General features: G+C 68.3%; 15 protein-coding genes. 4 read left to right on the plus strand and 11 right to left on the minus strand.

From position 1 onward, the window contains the following. Positions 1-292: 292 nt before the first annotated feature. Both ACQP0P_RS45710 and ACQP0P_RS45715 read right to left on the minus strand, forming a co-directional pair. Positions 293-412, minus strand: coding sequence for a hypothetical protein (locus ACQP0P_RS45710; RefSeq protein ID WP_433368877.1), 120 nt, complete (start codon positions 410-412; stop codon positions 293-295). A gap of 186 nt (positions 413-598) precedes the next feature. After that, on the minus strand, positions 599-1,213 hold the full coding sequence (locus tag ACQP0P_RS45715; protein WP_433368880.1) for a DUF6461 domain-containing protein: 615 nt from the start codon (positions 1,211-1,213) through the stop codon (positions 599-601). Positions 1,214-2,279: 1,066 nt separating this feature from the next. Between ACQP0P_RS45715 and ACQP0P_RS45720 the strand changes: the two genes are divergently transcribed. Beyond that, entirely contained in the window at positions 2,280-3,305 is a 1,026-nt protein-coding gene (locus ACQP0P_RS45720) for a WD40 repeat domain-containing protein (RefSeq protein ID WP_433368882.1), read from the plus strand. Positions 3,306-3,809: 504 nt separating this feature from the next. Here ACQP0P_RS45720 and ACQP0P_RS45725 read toward each other — a convergent pair. From ACQP0P_RS45725 to ACQP0P_RS45740, 4 genes are all read right to left on the minus strand, one after another. Then, on the minus strand, positions 3,810-4,679 hold the full coding sequence (locus tag ACQP0P_RS45725; RefSeq protein WP_433368885.1) for a carbohydrate ABC transporter permease: 870 nt from the start codon (positions 4,677-4,679) through the stop codon (positions 3,810-3,812). Continuing rightward, complete coding sequence (locus ACQP0P_RS45730; RefSeq protein ID WP_433368888.1) at positions 4,676-5,680, minus strand: carbohydrate ABC transporter permease; 1,005 nt, start codon at positions 5,678-5,680, stop codon at positions 4,676-4,678. Before ACQP0P_RS45730 ends, ACQP0P_RS45725 begins: the two co-directional genes overlap by 4 nt. Next, a complete protein-coding gene (locus ACQP0P_RS45735) occupies positions 5,673-6,920 on the minus strand; it encodes an extracellular solute-binding protein (protein WP_433368891.1) in 1,248 nt (415 codons plus the stop codon). Before ACQP0P_RS45735 ends, ACQP0P_RS45730 begins: the two co-directional genes overlap by 8 nt. Positions 6,921-6,985: 65 nt before the next feature. Then, positions 6,986-8,281 carry a Gfo/Idh/MocA family protein gene (locus ACQP0P_RS45740; RefSeq protein WP_433368894.1) on the minus strand — a complete coding sequence of 432 codons (1,296 nt, stop codon included), beginning with the start codon at positions 8,279-8,281 and terminating at the stop codon, positions 6,986-6,988. A 143-nt stretch (positions 8,282-8,424) separates the two neighbouring features. On the opposite strand from ACQP0P_RS45740, the gene ACQP0P_RS45745 reads away from it, so the two are divergent. Together ACQP0P_RS45745 and ACQP0P_RS45750 are read left to right on the plus strand one after the other, a co-directional pair. Further along, the gene (locus ACQP0P_RS45745; protein WP_433368897.1) at positions 8,425-9,711 is read left to right on the plus strand and encodes an ROK family protein; all 1,287 of its coding nucleotides are present in this window, start codon (positions 8,425-8,427) and stop codon (positions 9,709-9,711) included. Positions 9,712-9,992: 281 nt separating this feature from the next. Further along, a complete protein-coding gene (locus ACQP0P_RS45750) occupies positions 9,993-10,889 on the plus strand; it encodes an AraC family transcriptional regulator N-terminal domain-containing protein (RefSeq protein ID WP_433368900.1) in 897 nt (298 codons plus the stop codon). Positions 10,890-10,909: 20 nt separating this feature from the next. Here the strand turns inward: ACQP0P_RS45750 and ACQP0P_RS45755 are convergent, their stop codons facing one another. From ACQP0P_RS45755 to ACQP0P_RS45770, 4 genes are all read right to left on the minus strand, one after another. Further along, complete coding sequence (locus tag ACQP0P_RS45755) at positions 10,910-12,973, minus strand: xanthine dehydrogenase family protein molybdopterin-binding subunit (RefSeq protein WP_433368903.1); 2,064 nt, start codon at positions 12,971-12,973, stop codon at positions 10,910-10,912. Then, positions 12,970-13,950: an FAD binding domain-containing protein gene (locus ACQP0P_RS45760; RefSeq protein WP_433368906.1), complete on the minus strand. Its 981-nt coding sequence runs from the start codon at positions 13,948-13,950 to the stop codon at positions 12,970-12,972. The genes ACQP0P_RS45755 and ACQP0P_RS45760 overlap by 4 nt, the downstream gene beginning before the upstream one ends. After that, on the minus strand, positions 13,947-14,489 hold the full coding sequence (locus ACQP0P_RS45765; RefSeq protein WP_433368908.1) for a (2Fe-2S)-binding protein: 543 nt from the start codon (positions 14,487-14,489) through the stop codon (positions 13,947-13,949). The genes ACQP0P_RS45760 and ACQP0P_RS45765 overlap by 4 nt, the downstream gene beginning before the upstream one ends. Positions 14,490-14,902: 413 nt before the next feature. Beyond that, positions 14,903-15,208: a putative quinol monooxygenase gene (locus tag ACQP0P_RS45770; RefSeq protein WP_433368911.1), complete on the minus strand. Its 306-nt coding sequence runs from the start codon at positions 15,206-15,208 to the stop codon at positions 14,903-14,905. 240 nt (positions 15,209-15,448) lie between these two features. Here ACQP0P_RS45770 and ACQP0P_RS45775 point away from each other — a divergent pair, with 240 nt between their 5' ends. After that, on the plus strand, positions 15,449-16,024 hold the full coding sequence (locus tag ACQP0P_RS45775) for a ferritin-like domain-containing protein (RefSeq protein ID WP_433368914.1): 576 nt from the start codon (positions 15,449-15,451) through the stop codon (positions 16,022-16,024). Here the strand turns inward: ACQP0P_RS45775 and ACQP0P_RS45780 are convergent. Further along, entirely contained in the window at positions 15,999-18,743 is a 2,745-nt protein-coding gene (locus ACQP0P_RS45780) for an AAA family ATPase (protein WP_433368916.1), read from the minus strand. The two genes, ACQP0P_RS45775 and ACQP0P_RS45780, sit on opposite strands and share 26 nt — an antisense overlap. Positions 18,744-19,316: the final 573 nt, after the last annotated feature.

A 19,316-nucleotide genomic window follows, 5' to 3' on the forward strand; every position in this document is an offset into this window, starting at 1 on the left:
GTCGGGGGCGATCGACGGTCTGGGTCTTCGTGCCTCAGCCCCAGCCCACCGGGTAACGAAAGTCCTCTCCGTTGCATCCTCCGTTGCAATGCAGAGGGGTTCAAGGCCGTTCAGGAGGGACCACGCATGCCCGCTGATCTGCATTGAACCGTCCGGAACGGCCCGAGGGCGATCTTTTGGGTTCGAGTCCCAGGCGCCCTACCCCAATGAGCTGGGCAGACTTCCCATTTCCTACTCGGGAAGTCTGCCCAGGGTTGCAATCAGGGTTGCAACGGTCGCCGTCAGGTTGCCGTCAGCCGTCCCACAGCGCCCGTCCCATCCGGCCCGCCGCCTCGATCGCGAGCGTCTCCGTGATGTGGGTGTACCGCTTGGTCGTGGTGAGCCGGGAATGGCCGAGGACCGGCTGAATCACCCGGATGTCCACCCCCTGTTCAAGCGGCGGCGCACCGCGCCGCCGTACCCGGCCCTCCGCCGCCCGCCGTCCGGGCGTGCGGCGTGGACGCCGGTCCCGGACGGCGGCGCCCCGGGCCGTCCACCGACCCGCACGCCCGCTGTACCCGACCAACACACCGACCATCGGCACGCCGCCGCATAAGCCCTAAGGCCTATGAGTCGCGATGACGCCGCTCAGCAGCGACCCGCTCAAGACGTCCTGGGTCAACATGACACCGGTCAGCCGGGCCATGAGCAACAGAGCCCCATCCACCACCGGATGATCGAGGTTCCCAGCTCCCCCCTCTTCTACCGGTTCGTATCCGAGATCGAAGCCCGCGCCACTCATCGCGTCCACCAGGCGATCAGGATCACTCCCATACCGCCACGCGGGAATCACGGGATCGAAGAACGTCACCCGCTCCCCATCAACGGCGTACACGAACTCATGGGCCGCATAGTCGTGCCGCAAGACCGACACGACCTCTGTCCCAGCCGACAGCACCCGCAAGACATCGGGTTCTGTCCCCTGCCAACCGCTCACCTCAATGAGCGCGCTCCACCCGTCCAGGCGCCCGACCAGAACCGTGCCGGGGAACAACTCCTCATCCATCAGCTTCCGGTAGGTAAGCGGCCGGATGCTCTCCTCCCTGGCACTCATCCGCCGAAGGACCTCGGCCTCGCCCAGCCCCCGCACCAAGGTCAGGCACCACACCTCACCCAGCCCGTGATCCTTGGCCAGCCAGGCGACATCGGCGTATGTGATCTTCACCCGCGACACTCCCCATCCGTCTTCCCCTTAGCGTGCCGCCACGGTAACGATCAACTCCGACATCCGTAAGCCCCGCCGGGTTCTAGCGTCTCCTCTTCCGGCCGCCCTTGGGTCAGTCCCTCCATCATGAGCGTTAACCCGCGCAGCCACTCTGGATACAACTCCCGTTGGGAAAGGCGATCCCACCGCTCCCAGACCGGGTCCTCGGGCCCGAACATCGCCCTGGCGTGCAATTCACACAGCGCTCGGGCCCTGCGGAACCGCCCGGAACGCCTTGCACCACACACGGCGGGCCTGCCGCAGACCCGGCACGTCTTTCCCTCGGGGACATCGACTCGCACCCACTCCACGGCTACTCCCGGGTTCGGCGACACCCGCGGCCTCTCCTCCCCATACAGCCGGGTCAATCCTGCCGATTCCACCATTCCCGCAGGTCAACACCATTCCCGAATGCCTCCGAAAACCGCCCTGCCGAAGTGTCGATGAACCTGAGGGCATTGCCAGCAAATTGGGGCGTTCGCTCATTCTCGCCGCTGAATCTGAAACGGGCCTGATCTCTCACGCGGCCATTCTCGTATTGGCGGAGCCAAGTATCGCAATCTTGCTTAGTCAACCCTTGCTGGCGCATCGCCGGCAAAACAGCCAGAATCACTTCATGAGCAGGAGGGGCCGCCGGGTCGTCATAGGTTCCCTAGTGCTCATTGGGCTTGGCCTACTTGTATTTTTGGCGGTCTTTGGGCTGGAGAAGACTGATCACCTGGCGAGTGTGATCGGCGCGCTTGGCACCTTGAGCAGCGTGGCGTTGGCAGTTTATCTACTGCGAGCTTCCACCGACGCTGAAAACACCGCGCCAGCCACCCCTGAACCCGGGTACACCCTCTGGCCGATACCGGGTAGCCCCCTCTTCCGTCCGACCTGGCCCCATATGTTGATCTTCATCGCGGGGGCCACTGTGGTCGCCGCAATAGTCGCCAGCTTGATCATCTCATTCTCATCGCTGGGCGGCCTCGGGCCAGGCGGCGGAAAAAGTCCAGGACCCACCCAGCCACCCCTGTCTTCATCTGGAACTCCCACATTGCCGACCACTCCGGATGAAACCGGGACGCCCCCCAACCGCAGTGAGCCCCCGTCGCCCGATGCGTCTCTCAACTATCACTTCACCCAAATCGGTGAGCCGCTCACCGGCCATGACGGCCACGTCAACGCAGTGGCGATCGGCACCCTGGATGGCAAGACCATCGCCGTGTCCGGCGGTACCGACGACACCTTGCGGATGTGGGACCTGGCCACCGGCCAGCAGATGGGACAGCCTTTCGCCACCGACAGTTCCTCTATCAACGCGGTGGCGATCGCCACTCTGAACGGCACGACCGTCGCCGTGTTCAACAGCGGTTCGTCCCTGCGAGTGTGGGATCTGGCACTTGGCGAACCTATCGGCGATCCTCTCACCGGCCATGACGGCCACATCTATGCGGTGGCGATCGGCATTCTGAACGGCAGGACCATCGCCGTGTCGGCCGCCGCAGATGACACGTTGCGAGTGTGGGACCTGGCTACCCTTCAGCCGATCGGACTGCCCCTCACCGGTCACAAAGGCACCGTCTTCGCTGTGGCGGTCGGCATCCTGGGTGGCAAGACCATCGCCGTGTCCGGTGGCCTCGACGACACGGTACGGGTATGGGACCTGGCCGCAGGCAAGACGATCGGTAAGCCTCTCACCGGCCATGAGGGCACCGTGAATGAGGTGGCGGTCGGCACCCTAGGCGATAGGACCATCGCCGTATCGGCCAGCGACGACGAAACGTTGCGGGTGTGGGACCTGGCAACCCTCCAGCCGATCAATTGGCCCTTGGAGGTCGGGAGCATCGTTTCCGCCCTGGCGGTCGGTACCGTCGGCGACAAGACCATCGCCGTGTCCAGCACATACGACAACTCGCTGCGAGTGTGGGACCTAGCCGTTGGCATACCGATCCGTCAACCTCTCGCCGGCCACACCAACTGGATCGAAGAAGTGACGGTCGGCACCCTCAACGGCGAAACCATGGCCGTGTCCGCCAGCGCCGACCATGACCTGCGGGTATGGGGTCTGGGACCGTTATAGCAAGCCAGAACGGCCAGACGCCTCGGGAACCCCCAGCACACCAATCGACCAGAGGCGCTGCAGGTCAGAGGCATGGAGGTCACATGGGGGAGGCGGAGTGCCGCCCTCATCCTGTGCCCGCCTGGGCGGGTATCGGCATTGCGCCTGTTCGGCCCGGCGATTTTCGTACCGTGCCCTGATACCCAGCGTGATACCGCCGCCCGTGCATCCGCGTGTATCCAGATCATCCCTGGGCCGCCATCGCCGGCTCGGCGGCGACGTCGGCGGAATGGGACCACCGCTGTCTTCCCAAGTCAGCCCAATGGACTCCGGCGTTCAGCCAGCGGGAGACCCTCTGGAGGCGTGCCTGCCGAGCCGAGTTGGCCGGGAGTCCGTTTCGGCGCGCTCGCGTCGTCGGGCGTGGGCTCTGGTGGAAAACCAGAGCCCACCTGGATCAGCTGTACCAGGGGTCCTGTGCCCCATCCATCAAGGCGCGTGAGCCGGCGATCGAGGACGATGCCACCGCTACTTGATCGAGCCGGCGGTCAGGCCGCCGACGAGGTGTTTCTCTATCAGAGCGAACAGCATGACCACCGGAACTATGGCGATGAGTGAGGCGGCGAACAGTTGGTCCCAGTGCTGTTCGTAGCCGGTGACGTAGGAGTTGAGGCCGACGTTGAGCGGCTTCTTGCCGTCGTCCTGCATCAGAGTCAGGGCGACCACGTACTCGTTCCACGCCGTGATGAAGCTGAAGATGACCGCGGTGACGATTCCCGGCGTGGTGAGCGGGAGCAGGACCCGTAGCAGGGTGCGTGACCGGTTGCAGCCGTCGATCTCGGCTGCCTCTTCGACTTCTTTGGGTATCGAGGCGAAGAAACCGTGCAGGATCCACACCGCGAAGGCGAGGTTGAACGCGGCATTGGTGAGGATGATCGCGAGGTGGGTGTTGACCAGGTTGAGCTGGAAGAACTCGCGGTACAGGCCGACGACCAGCGAGGTCGGTGAGAAGAGCTGGGTGACCAGGACGAGGAGGAGGAACGCGCCACGTCCGGGAAACCTGTTCCTGGCGGTGAAGTAAGCCGCGGGGATGGCGACCACGATCACGATCGCCGTCGATGCGACCGCGACGATCACTGACGTGGTCAGCCAGTTGCGGAACCGTTCGTCGCCCAGGACGTCACCGAAGGTGGAGAACTGCCAGCGCCGTGGCCAGAACGTGGGTGGGGAGTCCAGCACGTCCGCGCTGGGCCGAAGCGCGTCGAGCAGCATCACCGCGTACGGGGCCAGGAAGATCACGGCGACGGCCAGTCCGGAGACGAGCAGCACGCGGGGCCGGATCCGTCGCCAGAGTCGCGCCCGGGAGTGCATGGTGGGTGCCGGGGTCATCGCTGTCATGAGCGCTCCTTACGCCAGTCGATCAGGCGCAGGTAGATGACCACCGCGACGAGGATGAGGGCGACATTCATGACACCGGCAGCGGCGGCCATGCCGACGTCGTGTTCCGCGCTTTTGAAGGCCAGTTTGTACATGAAGGTGATGGAGGTGTCGTTGCTGAAGCCGGGGTTGCGGTCGTTGAGGGTGTAGACGACGGGGAAGGAGTTGAACACGTAGATGGCGTCCAGCACCGCGGCGATCATGAGCGCCGGTCGCAGCAGTGGCAGCGTCACCCTCCGGTACACCTGCCATGGGCCGGCCCCGTCGATACGCGCGGCCTCATAGACATCGTGCGGGATCGAATTCAGGCCGGCGAGCAGGACGTAGGTGGTGAAGGGCACGGTGACGAACACACCGACCGTGATGATCGAGGCCATGGCGAAGCGGTCGTCGCCGAGCCAGTCCACCGGCTTGTCGATGATGCCCAGCGAGACCAGCGACTGGTTGAGGATGCCGTGGTAGTAGTCGAGGATCAGCGTGAACAACCGGCTGGTGATCACCACTGACGCGGCCCAGGGCACCAGGACCGCCCAACGCACCACGCGACGGCCGGGGAACTCCTTCGACAGGAATTGCGCCAGCGCCAGACTGAGCACGAGCGTCGGCACGACCACCGCCACGACCCAGATGAGGGTGTTCATCAGGACGGTGGAGGTCATGGGATGGGCGAGGACCTTGGTGTAGTTCTCCCCCCCGGCGTCGCCCAGCCGCAGGCCGGTGATCGAGTAACGGCCGAGGGAGGCGCGGACCAGCTCGATCGCCGGGTAGATCACCACACCGCCGATGAGCAGCAGCGCCGGCCCCAGCCATAGCAGCGCGGTCCAGACCGTGGCCCGCTCTCGCCGGCGCGGGCCGCGTGGCCGGCCGGCCCTGCGACGCGTCGCCGATCCGGCCGGGCGCCTCGATGCCGCGACCTCTGCCAGGTCGGGCACCGAGGCCACCGTTGTGGTTCGCTCAGCCACTGGACTCCGCCATCTGCTGCAACCGGTCCAGAACCTGCTGTGGGTCCCCGTCCGGCGCGACGGCCGCCCCGAGGTTCTGCTGCACGGCGATCTTCACCTTGTCCCAGGTGGGATCGTTCGTCGGGGTGAGATGAACGCTGGGCAGGGTGTCGAGGTACACCTTCAGGCCCGGGTCCGAGGAGAACACCTTCAGACCCGACTTGGTGACCGGCAGGAAGCCTTCGGACTTGATCCAGGTGTTGATCTGGTCCGGAGAGTAGTACAGCTCGTAGAACTTCTTGACCGCGTCCTGATTGCCGGGCTTTTTGAAGGCCATCAGGTAGTCGGTGACGCCGTAGGTCTGCGGCGGCCCGCCATCCCTGGTCGGCATGGGTGCGATGCCGTAGTCGATGTCGGGGTACTCGGCGTCGAGTTTTGTCGACAACAGCCCGAAGCCCACGACCATGCCTGCCTTGCCGGACTGGAACAGGGGAAAGACCCCGTCAGTGCGGTTGGTCTTGCCGGGGTTGTTCTGGGTGACCTTGTGCTTGACGGACAGGTCCTTGAGGAACCGCAGGGTTTCGACATTCCGCGGAGAGTCGATCGTCCACCTGTCGTCGGTCTTCCACCCGCCGCCGTTGTTGAACGTCCAGATCGAGAACTCCGCCTGCGCCTCCTCAGGACCCAGCGGCTGTGCGTAGCCGACGGTGCCGTCGCCCAACGCGGCGATCTTCCGCGCGGTGGTGACGAACTCGTCCCAGGTCTTCGGCGGTCCGGCGATGCCTGCCTTGGCGAACAGTTCCTTGTTGTAGAACAGGGCGCGGACCGACGACAGGTCGGGGAAGCCGTACAGCTTGCCGTTGTAGGTGCCGCTGTTGACGAAGGCGTCGATGATGTCGGTCTTCGTGCCGGCCGAGAGTGCGATCTCGTCGGAGTTGTAGAGCAGCCCGTCCTTGGCGTAGCTGGCGTAGGCGTTGAGGTTGAGGATGTCCGGCGGGTTGCCGTTCTGCACCATCGTGCTGGTCTGCTGATCGATGTCGTTCCAGCTCACGATCTGCAGGTTCAGCTTCACTCCGGTCTGCTGCTGGTATTTGGCCGCGAAGGCGTTCCAGAACGCCGCCGTGTGGTCCTTGCTCATTTCGGCGATCACGACCTTGATCTCCTTGACCGGGCCGTCGTCCGTGGCGCCACCGGCGTTTCCCGTGCCGGTTCCACCGCCACACGCGGTGAGCCCTAGGCCGAGTGCGATCACACCCGTCATCAGCGCCGTTCTGCCCTGTCGTATCACGAGTTCCTCCAGGTGAGATTTCTGTTGGTGGTCACGGGTCAACCGAGCGTCACGACCCGGCCTTCGCGGCGGGCGAGCTCCGCGGCGAAGACGAGTTCGTGCGCGGCCAGGGCCTCGTCGGCGGTGGCGTCGATCCAGCGGCTGTCGCGTGTCGCGACGGCCGTCACGAAGGCATCCATGAGCTCGGCGTCCCCGCCGCTGTGCCGGGAGAGCACCGGATCGTCCGCGTGGTCCTGCGCCGGGACATCGATGATCTGCGTCTGCCGGGTCCTGAAGTCGGTGACCCTGACGACTGAGGCGTCGCAGTAGATCTCCCCCAGCGTTCCGAAGATTCGGGTCTCTCGCGGACGGCTGGTGGAGAACGCCGTCATGGTGAAGGTCGCCGTCGCCCCGCCGTCGAACTCCATGGCGACGACCTGGTGGTCCACCACGTCGTTGTCGCAGGCCCACACGCAGCGCCCGTACGGGCCCGTGCGCAGCGCCTCGGTCACCGACTCGGCCGTCGGGTTCGGCGTGAGCACGCTCAGCGGCCAGGCGGTGTGGCCGGCGGCCAGGTACTCGCCGTAGTTTCGGACCGCGGAGTAGGCGCAGGTTCGCTGCAGGACGCAGTCCAGGCACCGGTCGGCGGCCTCCGCCGGGCGGTTGGCGGGCACGAAGAAGCTCAGGCCGCCGAAGGAGGAGACCGCACGTACCGGCCGGCCGACGATGTACCGCAGCCAGTCCAGATCGTGGCATGACTTGGCCAACAGCATCGGCGCGCCGGCGTCCTCGCGGCGCCAGTTGCCGCGTACGTACGAATGGGCGTAGTGGTCGAAGCCCACCGGCTCGACATGGTCCACGTTGACGATGTCGCCGATCCGGCCCTGGGCCAGCAGGTCCCGCAGCATCCTCGTGTAAAGCGTGTATCGCAGGACGTGGCAGACGCCGAAGACGATCCCGCTGCGCCGCACGGCCTCGATAACGCGGCGGCATTCCTCCTGCGTCGGCGCGATCGGCTTCTCCAGCAGTACGGAATACCCCGCTTCGGCGAAGGCGATCGCAGGTTCGACGTGGTCCGCGTCCTGGGTGGTGATGATCACGGTGTCGGCCGTCCGGGGCCCGGCGGCGGCATCACGCCAGTCGGCGAAGACCGCCGAGGCCGACAGCCCGTGGGTCGCCGCGATCGCAGCGCGCCGTTCCGGATGCGGCTCGGCCACCGCGACCACACTGGCCCGCTCCGGATGCCGCGCGATCCAGTGCCCGTACGTCTCGCCACGGTTCCCGGCGCCGACGAGGAGTACGCGTGGTGGTCGGACCAGTACCTCACCCTCGACCGCGGCCTGAACTGCCTGCATATGGCCTCCTCTGCGTTTTAATAATGCAATTGCGTTTCAAAAACAACCGTACGATAGGCTTGCGCCCGCAGACACGACAAGGAGCCGTCACCCAATCGTTACCGTCGGGTGTCGGCGCACCAGGCTGGAAGGAGACGCAGGCCGTGGCCAGCCCCACCGGACCTACACCCTCGGGCGGCGGTAGCGCGATGGTGTGGCCGCTCGGCAACAACCCGGCCGACGGCTGTTCCGGCCTGGCCGCCTCAGCGGCAGCAGTGGTGGGAGTCGCCGACCTGCGCACCGCGAACGCCGCAGCGGTCCTCGCCGCGGTCCGAGCCGTGACACGCCCTCCGCGGCTGGCCAACCTCGTGGAGACCACCAGGCTCTCCCGCCCGACGGTCGAGGTGATCGTTGAAGACCTCCTGCGCTGCGGTCTCATCGAAGACGCTCCTGCGACGTCGTCCCGAGGCGTACGGTCACCTGGCCGCCCCGCGCGGCGATTCCGTTTCCGGCCACGGGCCGGGTTCGTCGTCGGTGTCGACATCCGCGCCTACTCTGTGGGCGTGTGCCTGGCCGACCTCGACGGCGAGCCGGTGGCGGTACGGCACCGCACCGTGCGGCGTGATCTGACCGGACAGGCACGGGCCAAAGCGATGATCACGGTGGTGCGGGACGCGATGGAGCAGGTGGGTGTCACTCCCTCGCAGATCTGCGCGGCCACCGTGGGAACACCCGGCTGGGTTGAGGACAACACCCGCGTCCGATACGTCGACAACCTCAAGGACTGGGCCGAGGTGGACATCGCAGCCACCTTGAGCGAGCTACTCGGCTGTCCCGTGGCGGTCGACAACGATGCGAACCTGGCCGCGCTGGGCGAACAGTGGCGAGGGGTCGGAGCGACGACCAGCGAGATGATCTTCATCCTGCTGGGCGAACGGCTCGGCGCCGGAATCATCACCGGTGGCCGGCCACTACGCGGCCACCACGGCGCGGCCGGCGAGATCGGCTTCATGGTCTTTCCCGACGGCAACCCCTTGGCGGCGCGTGCCATAGGCGTGCCTGGGGCGCAGCGGCCTGGCATTGATCCCAGCAGCATCTACAGCGATGCCGATGTCGTCCACGGCGCCGCGGACGGCGACCCCGGGGCGATCAGCGCTCTGGAATCCGTGGGACGTCGGCTCGCCGAAGCCATGGCACCGGTCTTACTCACATTGGACCCGGCGCTTGTCGTGCTGGGAACCAGCCTCTTCGCCCGGCCGCACCTGGCCATCGCCTTCGACCATGTCTTGAAGGCCGCCGAACGCCATTCCCCGAGACTGCTTGTCGACCCGCCCGAATGGCGCATGTCAGCTCTCGGCGACGACGCCATCCTCACCGGCGCGGTTCGCTTCGCGCTCTCCGCCGTCGAGCGCATCCTGTTGACCCGCCCGACCACACTCTTCGGTCCTTAGGGCACCCGCCGCGTCTGGATCTCCATGACGAACAGCACGTGCAGGCGCTTGAGCCACACCGTATCGACCTGCAAGAAGTCGCCCGCCAGGATGCCGGCACCGGACAGGCCGCCCGGCCCTGGTCCTTTGGGAACGCATGGGAACGATCAACCGTAGCGAGCCGTAGGAACCCGCGATCAACCGGGCCTCTCATCGCGACCGTCCGAGGGTGAGCGCGTCAGCCGACACCGGCAGAGCCGTCTTGGTTGTCGCTGTGCCTCACTGGTGTTTGGATTGGGATCATGGCCCTCGACGAGCTGCGCGACCTGCTGAAACGCCACGCTCGACCCGATCTCAGGACTCCCATCGAGGATGTCCTGATCTTCAAGGCCGAGCAGCCTCAACCACCGATGCCGACGACCTACGGCAAGGTGCTGGCCGTGGTCGCCCAAGGCACGAAACGGTTCGCGCTGGGCGACCATCTGTACGAGTACCGCGAGGGCCAGTACCTCGTCGCCTCGGTCGACCTGCCCGTGACCAGCCATTTCGCCAAGGCCAGCCCCGATCTGCCAGGGCTCGGGGTCGGGCTGACCCTGCATCAGGCGAGCGTCGCCGAAGTGCTGCTGCAGGCGGCTCCGGGCGATCTGCCGGACCTCGGCGAGGGCGCGCCGCCCGGGCTGGCCGTCAGCACCGCCTCCGCCGAGCTCCTCGACGCCGTCATCCGCCTGCTGCGCCTGCTCGACCGCCCCCGTGACATCACCGTCCTCGCGCCTCTCATCAAACGGGAGATCCTCTGGCGGCTGATCACCAGCGATCAGGGCGCGATCGTGCGCCAGTTCGGCCTGCCCGACAGCAGCCTCAGCCACATCGCCCGTGCCGTTCAGTGGATCCGCGACCACTACGCCCAGCCGTTCCGCGTCGAGGACGTGGCCAAACTGGCGGGAATGAGCGTCTCGACCTTCTACCGCAACTTCCAGGCCGTCACCGGGATGAGCCCGATCCAGTTCCAGAAGCAGATCCGGCTCCAGCAGGCGCGGCTCCTGCTCTCCGCGGCCCCCGGCGACATCGCGACCGTCAGCCGCCGGGTGGGTTACGACAGCCCCTCACAGTTCAGCCGCGAGTACCGCCGCCGGTTCGGCGCCCCTCCCAGCCGGGACGCCACGCGCCTGCGCGCCTCCGCCACGGGGACCACCCGCTGACCGCGGTCCCCGTGGCGGGCTCACCCCTCCAGTACGCGGTCGAGGCGGATCGGCAGGGATCGTTGCCGAACCCCGGTGGCGTGCCAGACGGCGTTCGCGATCGCGGCAGCCGTACCGACGTTGCCGATCTCACCGGCGCCCTTGACACCCAGGGGAATGCCGGGTTCGTAGTCGGGCACGAAATCGGCCTCGATGTCGGGCACGTCGGCGTGCGCGGCGATGTGGTAGCCGGCGAAGTCCGCGTTGACGTGCCGGCCCGAGACCGGATCGCGGATGCCCTCCTCGTGCAGCGCCATGGACAGCCCGCCGATCATCCCGCCGATGACCTGGCTGCGGGCCATGAGCGGGTTGACCACGCGACCCACGGCGAACATCCCGAGCAACCGGCGCACCCGCACCTCGCCGGTCGCCGGATCGACCGTCACTTCGGCGAAGACCGCACTGTAGGAATGCCGCTCCCTGGACGGGAGGTCGCCGAGCAGCTGGGTGGTGTCGACCGTGACCGTCCCGCGGCATCCCTGGCGGCGCATCTGCGCCCCGGCCTCGGAGATCGCCCAGACCCAGGACGTGGTCCCCCGGGATCCGCCCGCGCTCCAGGCGGGGCCGAGGTCGCTGTCGGAGATCCGCAGCCGGATCCGCTCGGTGCCGACCGCCAGGGCGTCGGCGGCGACCGCGGTCAGCGCGGTGCGGGCGCCCGTGCCGAGGTCGGTGGCGCCGATGGCCACCGTGAAGGTCCCGTCCGGCTCGGCGGTGATCGACGCCGACGAGGGGAACGCCCCGGCGCTGAAGGACGTGGCGGCCAGCCCGGTGCCGACCAGCAGCGATCCTTCCCGCCGCAGCCGCGGCCGATGATCACGTGTCCCCCAGCCGAACCGGCGCGCGCCTTCCCGCAGGCATGCGACGAGATTCCGGTTGCTGAACGGCAGGCCGGACACGGGCCCGACCACCGGCTCGTTGCGCAGCCGGAGTTCGAGCGGATCCATGCCCAGCCGCTCCGCCAGCTCGTCCATGGCGGATTCGAGGGCGAACGACCCAGGTGCGGCACCGGGTCCGCGCATCGAGTACGGCGGCAGGATGTCGAGCGGAACCGCGGTGAGCCGGGTGCGGATCGCGGGTGCCGCGTAGAGGGTCTTGGTCAGCTCGGTGCAGCCCTCGATGTACTCCGCCAGCGGAGAGATCTCGAAGGCCGGCTCGTGCCAGATGGCCCGCAGACGGCCGTCGGCATCGGCGCCGATCCGGATCGGCTGATCGGTGGCCGGTCGCATCGCGGTCGCCAGGAACACCTGGGCGCGGGTCAGCGTGACCCGCACCGGCCGTTGGAGGCGCAAGGCGGCCATCGCGGCCAGGATCAGTTGCGGGCCGCACAGCCCCTTCGATCCGAACCCGCCGCCGACATGCTCGGTGCGGATGTGCACCTGATCCAGGCCCAGGGAGAACAGCGTGGCCAGGGCGGCGGCGACGACGAACGGCCCCTGGTTGGAGTCGACGGCCTCCAGCCGCTCGCCATCCCACCACGCGGTCGCCGAGTGCGGTTCCATGGCGCTGTGGTGCTCTTCCGGCGTGCGATACCGCTCCTCGACCACCACCGCCGACGCGGCCAGTTCGGCCTCCACGTCACCGGCGTTCACGGGCTCGTCAAAGAGCGTCATCGCCGGACGGCCCGACGGGTGATCGGCGGTGAACTCCGTGTCGTGCGGCTCCTCGTCATAGGTCACCGGCAGCGCCTCGGCTGCCGCCTGGGCCTGCTCCAGCGTCTCGGCCACCACCAGCGCGACCGGCCGGCCGGCGAAGGGGATCACCTCGTCCTGCAACAGCTGGAGCCCGCCGTCCGGGCCGAAGAAGCCCCCCGCCTTCGGGTTGAGGCGGAGCGCGTTCCGGTGGTCAATCACGCCCAGCACACCGGGCATGTCCTGGACAGCCGACGTGTCGATGTCGCGGATGCGTCCCCGGGTCACGGTGGACAGGACGACCGCGCCGAAGGCCAGTCCCTCGATCGGCACGTCGGCCGCGTAGCGTGCGGTCCCGGTGACCTTGGCCGGCCCCTCGATCCGGGGCCGCGCGACCCCGATGGCACCCGTTGTCATGTGTGGACCCCCTTGGCCCGGTCGGCCAGTTCGGTCAGGACGGCCACGATGAGGTTGCGGGCGAGCGTCACCTTGTAGCCGTTGCCGGGCAGCGGTTCGGCGGCGGACAGTTCGGCATCGGCGGCGGCCCGGAAGCTCTCGGCCGCGAGCGGGGCGCCCAGCAGAAGGGCCTCGGCGGTCCGGGCGCGCCATGGCCGAGAGGCGACACCGCCGAGGGCGATCCGCACCGAGCCGCCGTCGAGGTCCAGAGCCGCCGCGATGGAGACGGTGGCGAAGGCGTACGACGCACGCTCGCGGACCTTCCGGTAGCGCGACCGTGGAGAGGCCGCGGCCCCCGGGAGGGTGACCGCCGTGACCAGGGCTCCCGGCGGCAGCGCCGTCTCCCGGTGCGGCGTGTCACCGACGGGCGGATAGAACTCCGCCAGCGGGATCTCACCGGCGCCGTCGAGTGTCTCGTAGCGTACGACCGCGTCGAACGCCAGCATCGCCACCGCCATGTCCGAGGGATGGGTGGCCACGCAGCTTCGAGTCCAGTCGAGGATGGCGTGGTTGTGGTGTTCACCGGCGACAGCGGGACACCCGGTGCCGGGAACCCGCTTGTTGCACACCTGCGAGGCGAAGTACGCGCACCTTGTCCGCTGCAGCAGGTTGCCGGCCACCGTGGCCATGTTGCGGAGCTGGCCCGACGCGCCGGCCAGCACCGCCTGGCTCAGCGCCGGGTACCTCCGCCGTACCCCGGGATGGGCCGCGAGGTCGCTGTTGGTCGTCGTGGCGCCGATGATCAGCCCGCCGTCCGGCGCCTCGCGCACCCCGGCGAGCGGCAGGTGCCGTACATCGACCAGTCTGGCGGGCGCCTCGACCCCGTGCTTCATCAGGTCGACGAGGTTCGTGCCACCGCCCAGGTAGCGGGCGCCGCCGTCGGCTGCGATCAACGCGTCCGGGACGTCCACCGCGCGCTGGTAGGCGAACTCCTTCATCCCGCCACCTCCTCGCGGGCGGCTGTCTCAAGGACGGCACGCACGATCGACGGATACGCGCCGCAGCGGCACAGGTTGCCGCTCATCCGCTCACGCACCTCCGCCGCGTCCAACGTCGGCGCCGGGCAATCCGGTGACACGTCGGCGGTGACCGCACTGGGCCAGCCCGCCGCGTGTTCGGCCAGCATGCCGACGGCCGAGCAGAGTTGCCCGGACGTGCAGTATCCGCACTGGAAACCGTCGAGCCGGATGAACGCCTGCTGCATCGGCAGCAGTTCGCCGTCACCGGCGAGCCCCTCGACGGTCGTGACCTCGGCACCCTCGGCGGCGACCGCCAGCGTCAGGCAGGACACCACTCTCCTGCCGTCCATCAGCACGGTGCAGGCGCCACACTGCCCGTGGTCGCAGCCCTTCTTCGGCCCGGTGTGGCCGATGTCCTCGCGCAACGCGTCCAGCAGCGTCGTGCGGTTGTCGACGGTCGACCGGTACGTCACGTCGTTGACTCGCAGCGAGATCTCGCTGCGATGGTCGTTCGTCATCGTCCTTCCTTTCTCGGCAGGCATGGATTCATGTGACCAGCCGCGTAAGGGCGAGAACGAGCCTCAATACTCGCGCGTCCTTGCCCATTCCTGCTCCGCCGTGGCTTCACGTGCCCCGGAGGCTGCGCCGGGCCTGCGCGAACCGGGTGGTCTCGACGACGATCAGCGCCGTAAGGATGACCACCATGCAGGCCAGCCCGGCAAGCGGCGGGAGTCGAAGAACAGCTCGAAGGGCGTCGCCCGATGGTCCTCGCCGGTCGAGCGTACGGCCGGCAGTGCCTTGCCATGTCGCACAGTCATGATCGACCTCTAGTCGGAGACCAAGGCCGGGACCCGAGGCCTCCGGCAGAGGCCGAACGGGTCGAGGCGAGGTCGTGCCATGGCGGATTCCTTTTCGCTGAGGTCGGCGGAGCTCACAGGGCGGCCTTGCCGCCGACCGGGACCTCGTCGGTGTACCGCGACTCGTCGGCCAGCAGCGGCCGCAGTGCCGCGACCATCGCCTGGGCCGGCTCGGTCGCGAAGAACCTGGTGTGGGCCTCCTGGCTGACCCAGCCCTCGGTGACGTGGACGATGTCCGGGTTGCCGGCCGAGCGGCCGACCAGGAAGACGACGCAGTCATCGTTCGGCAGGGACGGCGCGTTGAGCAGGGCTTCGACCAGCTCGTCGCCCTTTCCGGGCTGCGCGGTCATCGTGGCGTGGAAGCCGTGGCGGATGGTCATGGGACTTGTCCTCACTCGCGGAGACTCGTGGAGCTCATCGCAGCCCACTGTCGGCGCGGCTCGGCCGCACCACATCAGTCATCCGACTCCGCGGTTGATCGTCGGCGGCACCCGATGACCTAACCGCTCATGACGTAACGACCCGGTACGGCGGGCAGTGCGACGACCCACCGGGCCAGGTCGGGAACGTTAGGTCATTTGACAGATGCGTGGTTCCCGCGCCTGTCCGACCATCGACACGTGACGAGTCCTCCAGTGCCGCCAGCCGTCCTGCGCATGCGCGAGGTCCGGGACCGGGCCCTGTTCGATGTGGACGACGGGCCGGTCACACCGTCGAACCGCGCCGAGCTGACCGCGCTCGCACACCTGCTGAACGCGCTGCTGGCCAGCATGGTCGTGTCCTCGTTGCAGTACGAGCAGCATGCGTCGCTCGTCCGCGCGCCGTCATATCGGCCGGTCGCGGAGTTCCTCCACACCTGCGCCGACCTCGACCGCGCCGGCGCACGGCTGCTCGCGACCCGCATCGGGCAGCTCGGATTCGTCGCCGAGTACGACCCGCGGCATCTGCCCGCCTGGTCACGTATCACCTTCCAGACATTCCCGGATGGAGACCTCGCCGGCATCGTGACGCAGGACCTCGTCGGGGTGCGAATCCTCGTTCAGACGCTGCAGGAGGCGGTGCGCTGGGTCGGGACCGACGATCCCACCACCCGGCGCCTGCTGGAGCGGCTGCTGGAGGACAAGGAGGCGCAGGCCGACGAACTCAGCGCGCAGTCACAGGCGAGAGCCGCTACCGGTCCGACAGCGCATCCCTGAGCCCGGCCCGCGTCGTGACGCCCAGCTTGGGGAAGATGCGGTAAAGGTGTGCGCCGACCGTGCGATGAGACAGGTACAGCCGCTCCGCGATCTGTTTGTTGGTCAGTCCGCTCGCCGCCAGCCGCGCGATCTGCAGCTCCTGCGCCGTCAGGGAGGCCGGGCCACCTGCCGACCCGTCGGCCTGCCGGTATCCGGTGGCGCGGATCTCCCTCCGCGTGCGCTCAAGCCAGGGTCCGGCAGCCATCGCGGCGAAGCCGTCACGCGCGGCGAGGAGGTGGCGGCGGCCCTCCGCGGCGGATCCGGACCGCCGCAGCCGCTCGCCGAGGACGAGCCGGATTCGGCACACATCCCACAGCCAGCGTTCCGCCGCGAGACCCGACACCAACGACTCCAGCCGTGTCGTCGTCACGTCGTCCTCGAACACGAGGAACTCCGCCGCCGCCTGAATCAGCGTCATCCTGGGCGACAGCGCGGATACGTCGGCGGCTCGCATCGCCTCGACGTGCGCCCTGGCTTCGACGGTGCGCCCGGTCCGCATCGCCGCCTCGGTCAGGTCGAACATGACCCAGGTGCAGTGGGGCACATGCGAGGCGAGGACTCCGGGCGGGCTCATCGCGGCAGCGTGGTGGAAGGCTGCGTCGAAGTCTCCCCGGCCCATCGCCGCGAGAGCGCGCGGATGCTGGGCGAACAGAACCGCGGCCGTCACACCGCGCGGGAGCGCCCAGTGGGTGATCTCGCCGGCGAGCGCGTACGCCTCCTCGAAGCGCCCTCGTCCGGCGGCGAGGATCGCCCTGTTGTACCGGAAGTACCACGCGAAGAAGGAGAAGCCGCTGGTGTCGCAGACCCGCTGTCCCTCAAGGGCGAGTCGCTCGGCCTCGTCCCACCGTCCGACGAGGTAGCCGTCCAGGCACAGGTGCATCAGGGCGCCGAGGTGCCGGCGCGGCGCTCCCCCGGCGCGTCCCTGCTGGACCAGCCGCCGCGAGGACTCGCGGCAGTCACCCAGGCGGTCCAGGTAGACCGACGCCGTGCCGATCCGCACGATCCTGGTGGGATCGGTTTCGTCGGCGAGCGTGTCGAGGATGGTCTGGCTTCTCGCCAGCGCCGACGCCCCCGTGCGGACCGGATCGGGAAAGGTCCTGCTCGCCAGTGCCAGGACGTCCGGCGGTCGCGGCTCCAGCCGCCGCAGCGCTCGATCGAAGGGTTCCCAGTACTCCGGGGCGCCGCCGTACCAGCAGAGCAGCATCAACGTGTGCATGGCCTCGATGAGCGCGGGATCTCCGGCCTGGTAGCCGTGGTCCGCGGTCTCGATGGCGCCGACCAGGAGCCGGTGGGCGGTGGCCACGTCGCCGTCCCCGTTGAGCATCAGGAAGGCGGCCGCGTTCGCCGCGTGGAGCGAGCCGGAGGAATCCGGGGCCGCCCGCCGCGCATCGGTCAGGAGCGTCCTCGCGTCGTCGATGGCCCCGCCGGCCTCGGCGCCGATGTAGGCGGCCTCGGAGAGCCGGCGGCCCCGGTCGGCGCTCGTCGCGCTCAGCTCGGCGGCGCGGATCAGCGCCGCGATCGCGGCGAACGCGTCCCCGCGGAGCATGACGCGATGCGCCGAATCCTCAAGCAGCGCGGCGACCGTTTCGTCCGGGCCGACGGCGGCCGCGGCAAGGTGCCACGCACGGCGTTCCCGGTCACCCATCAGGGCACCGGCGAGGGCGAGGTGCGCGCTCCGGCGCTCCTCGTGCGTGGAGCCTGCCACGATCGCCGACCGGATCAGCGGGTGGCGGAAGGCGATCCGCGCCGTGGCGTCGTCCACGCGCACCAGCTGCGCCCGCTCAGCCGGGGCGAGGTCGGCCAGCCCGGCCCCATCCTCAAGGGCGGCCCTGAGCACGCGAACGTCGCCGGTGCCCTCGAACGTGGCCAGCAGGAGCATCCTGCGGGTCGATTCCGGCAGATCAGCGATCCGCACGGCGAACATCGCCTGGAGCCGGTCGCTGAGCGGCACCATCTCGGGTTGCGCCACCGCCTGATGCGCCGCGCCGAGCAACGTGGACGGCAGCTCCGTCAACGCCAGCGGGTTGCCCTGCGCGAGATCGAGCAGCCGTTGCCGGATCCGCGCGGGCATCTCCGGATGGTTGGCATCGACCAGCCGCCCGGCCGCCTCGTGATCCAGCGGCTGAACCACGATCTCCGCCAATCCCCGCGGGTCCAGGAAGCTCACCGACCCGGTCCGCGCGGAGACCAGCAGACCGGCCCGGACCCCCTCCAGACGGCGCGCGACGAATCCGAGCACCACGGCGCTGGCCCGGTCGATCCATTGGACGTCATCCACCAGTAGGACGAGCGGAACCTCGGCGGCGACCGTCTTGACGAGCAGGAGGGCCGCGTTGCAGACCAGGAGGGCGTCCGTGGGCGCGCCGACACCGAACCCGAGCGCCACCGACAGCGCCTCCCTCAGACCTGGTGGCAGCCGCTCGATGTCCGCGCTCACCGGCAGGAGCAGCTGATTGAGGCAGGAGTAGCCGACGTCGGCCTCGAACTCGGACCCGGACGCGCGCAGCACCCGCATGTCCGCAGTGATGGCGAGTTCGGCCGCGGCGGCCATGAGAGCGGACTTGCCCACACCGGGTTCGCCCCGCATCAGCCGCGCGTCGCCATGCCGCCGGGCGCTGTCGAGAAAGCCCGACAGCTGTTCGAGCTCAGCGTGGCGGCCGAAAAGTTCAATGCTGGCCACAGGTACCTCACGGCGTCGGTTAGTGCCCACCAGCCACCCGGCGTGCCGCCCGGCTACAAGCTGCTGCGAGCATAGCCATCACACGATCGACCTCAAAGGATGCTTTCCCCTCTTCTCCACAAAAGGCGGTATTGGGCAAAAAGTCGCGACAATCGAGCAAGCAGCGCCCATGCCCCTGACACGTGCTCGGCGAGGGTGACCACCTCGCCACAGGCGTCCTGTCCTCACCGGCATTCGCCGCGAGCGTCCGATGCGGTCGCTCCTGTGGTGAGCGTCAGAGGGTGACGGTCACCCCGCGGGTCTCGCCGCCACAGGTGCGCGACGTCCGGTAGGTGATCTCGCCCCCCTTCAGGTGGCTCTCCCGCCTGTGCCACTTCGGAACCCCTCTCACGAGGCCTGATCCAGTGATTCGCCGGATCAGGAACCCGTGCCAGGCGATGGTGAATAATGGTCAGGGGCTCTATGTTTGCTCGTGCGGCGCACCGTCATCCCCCGGCATCGCGGCGATTACAACGGCGGAAGACGGCACGTCGCGACAGTGAACATCATTGATCACATCAACATTCGGAGTGA

Source organism: Streptosporangium sp. CA-115845, from assembly GCF_050943795.1.
Taxonomy (GTDB): Bacteria; Actinomycetota; Actinomycetes; order Streptosporangiales; family Streptosporangiaceae; genus Streptosporangium.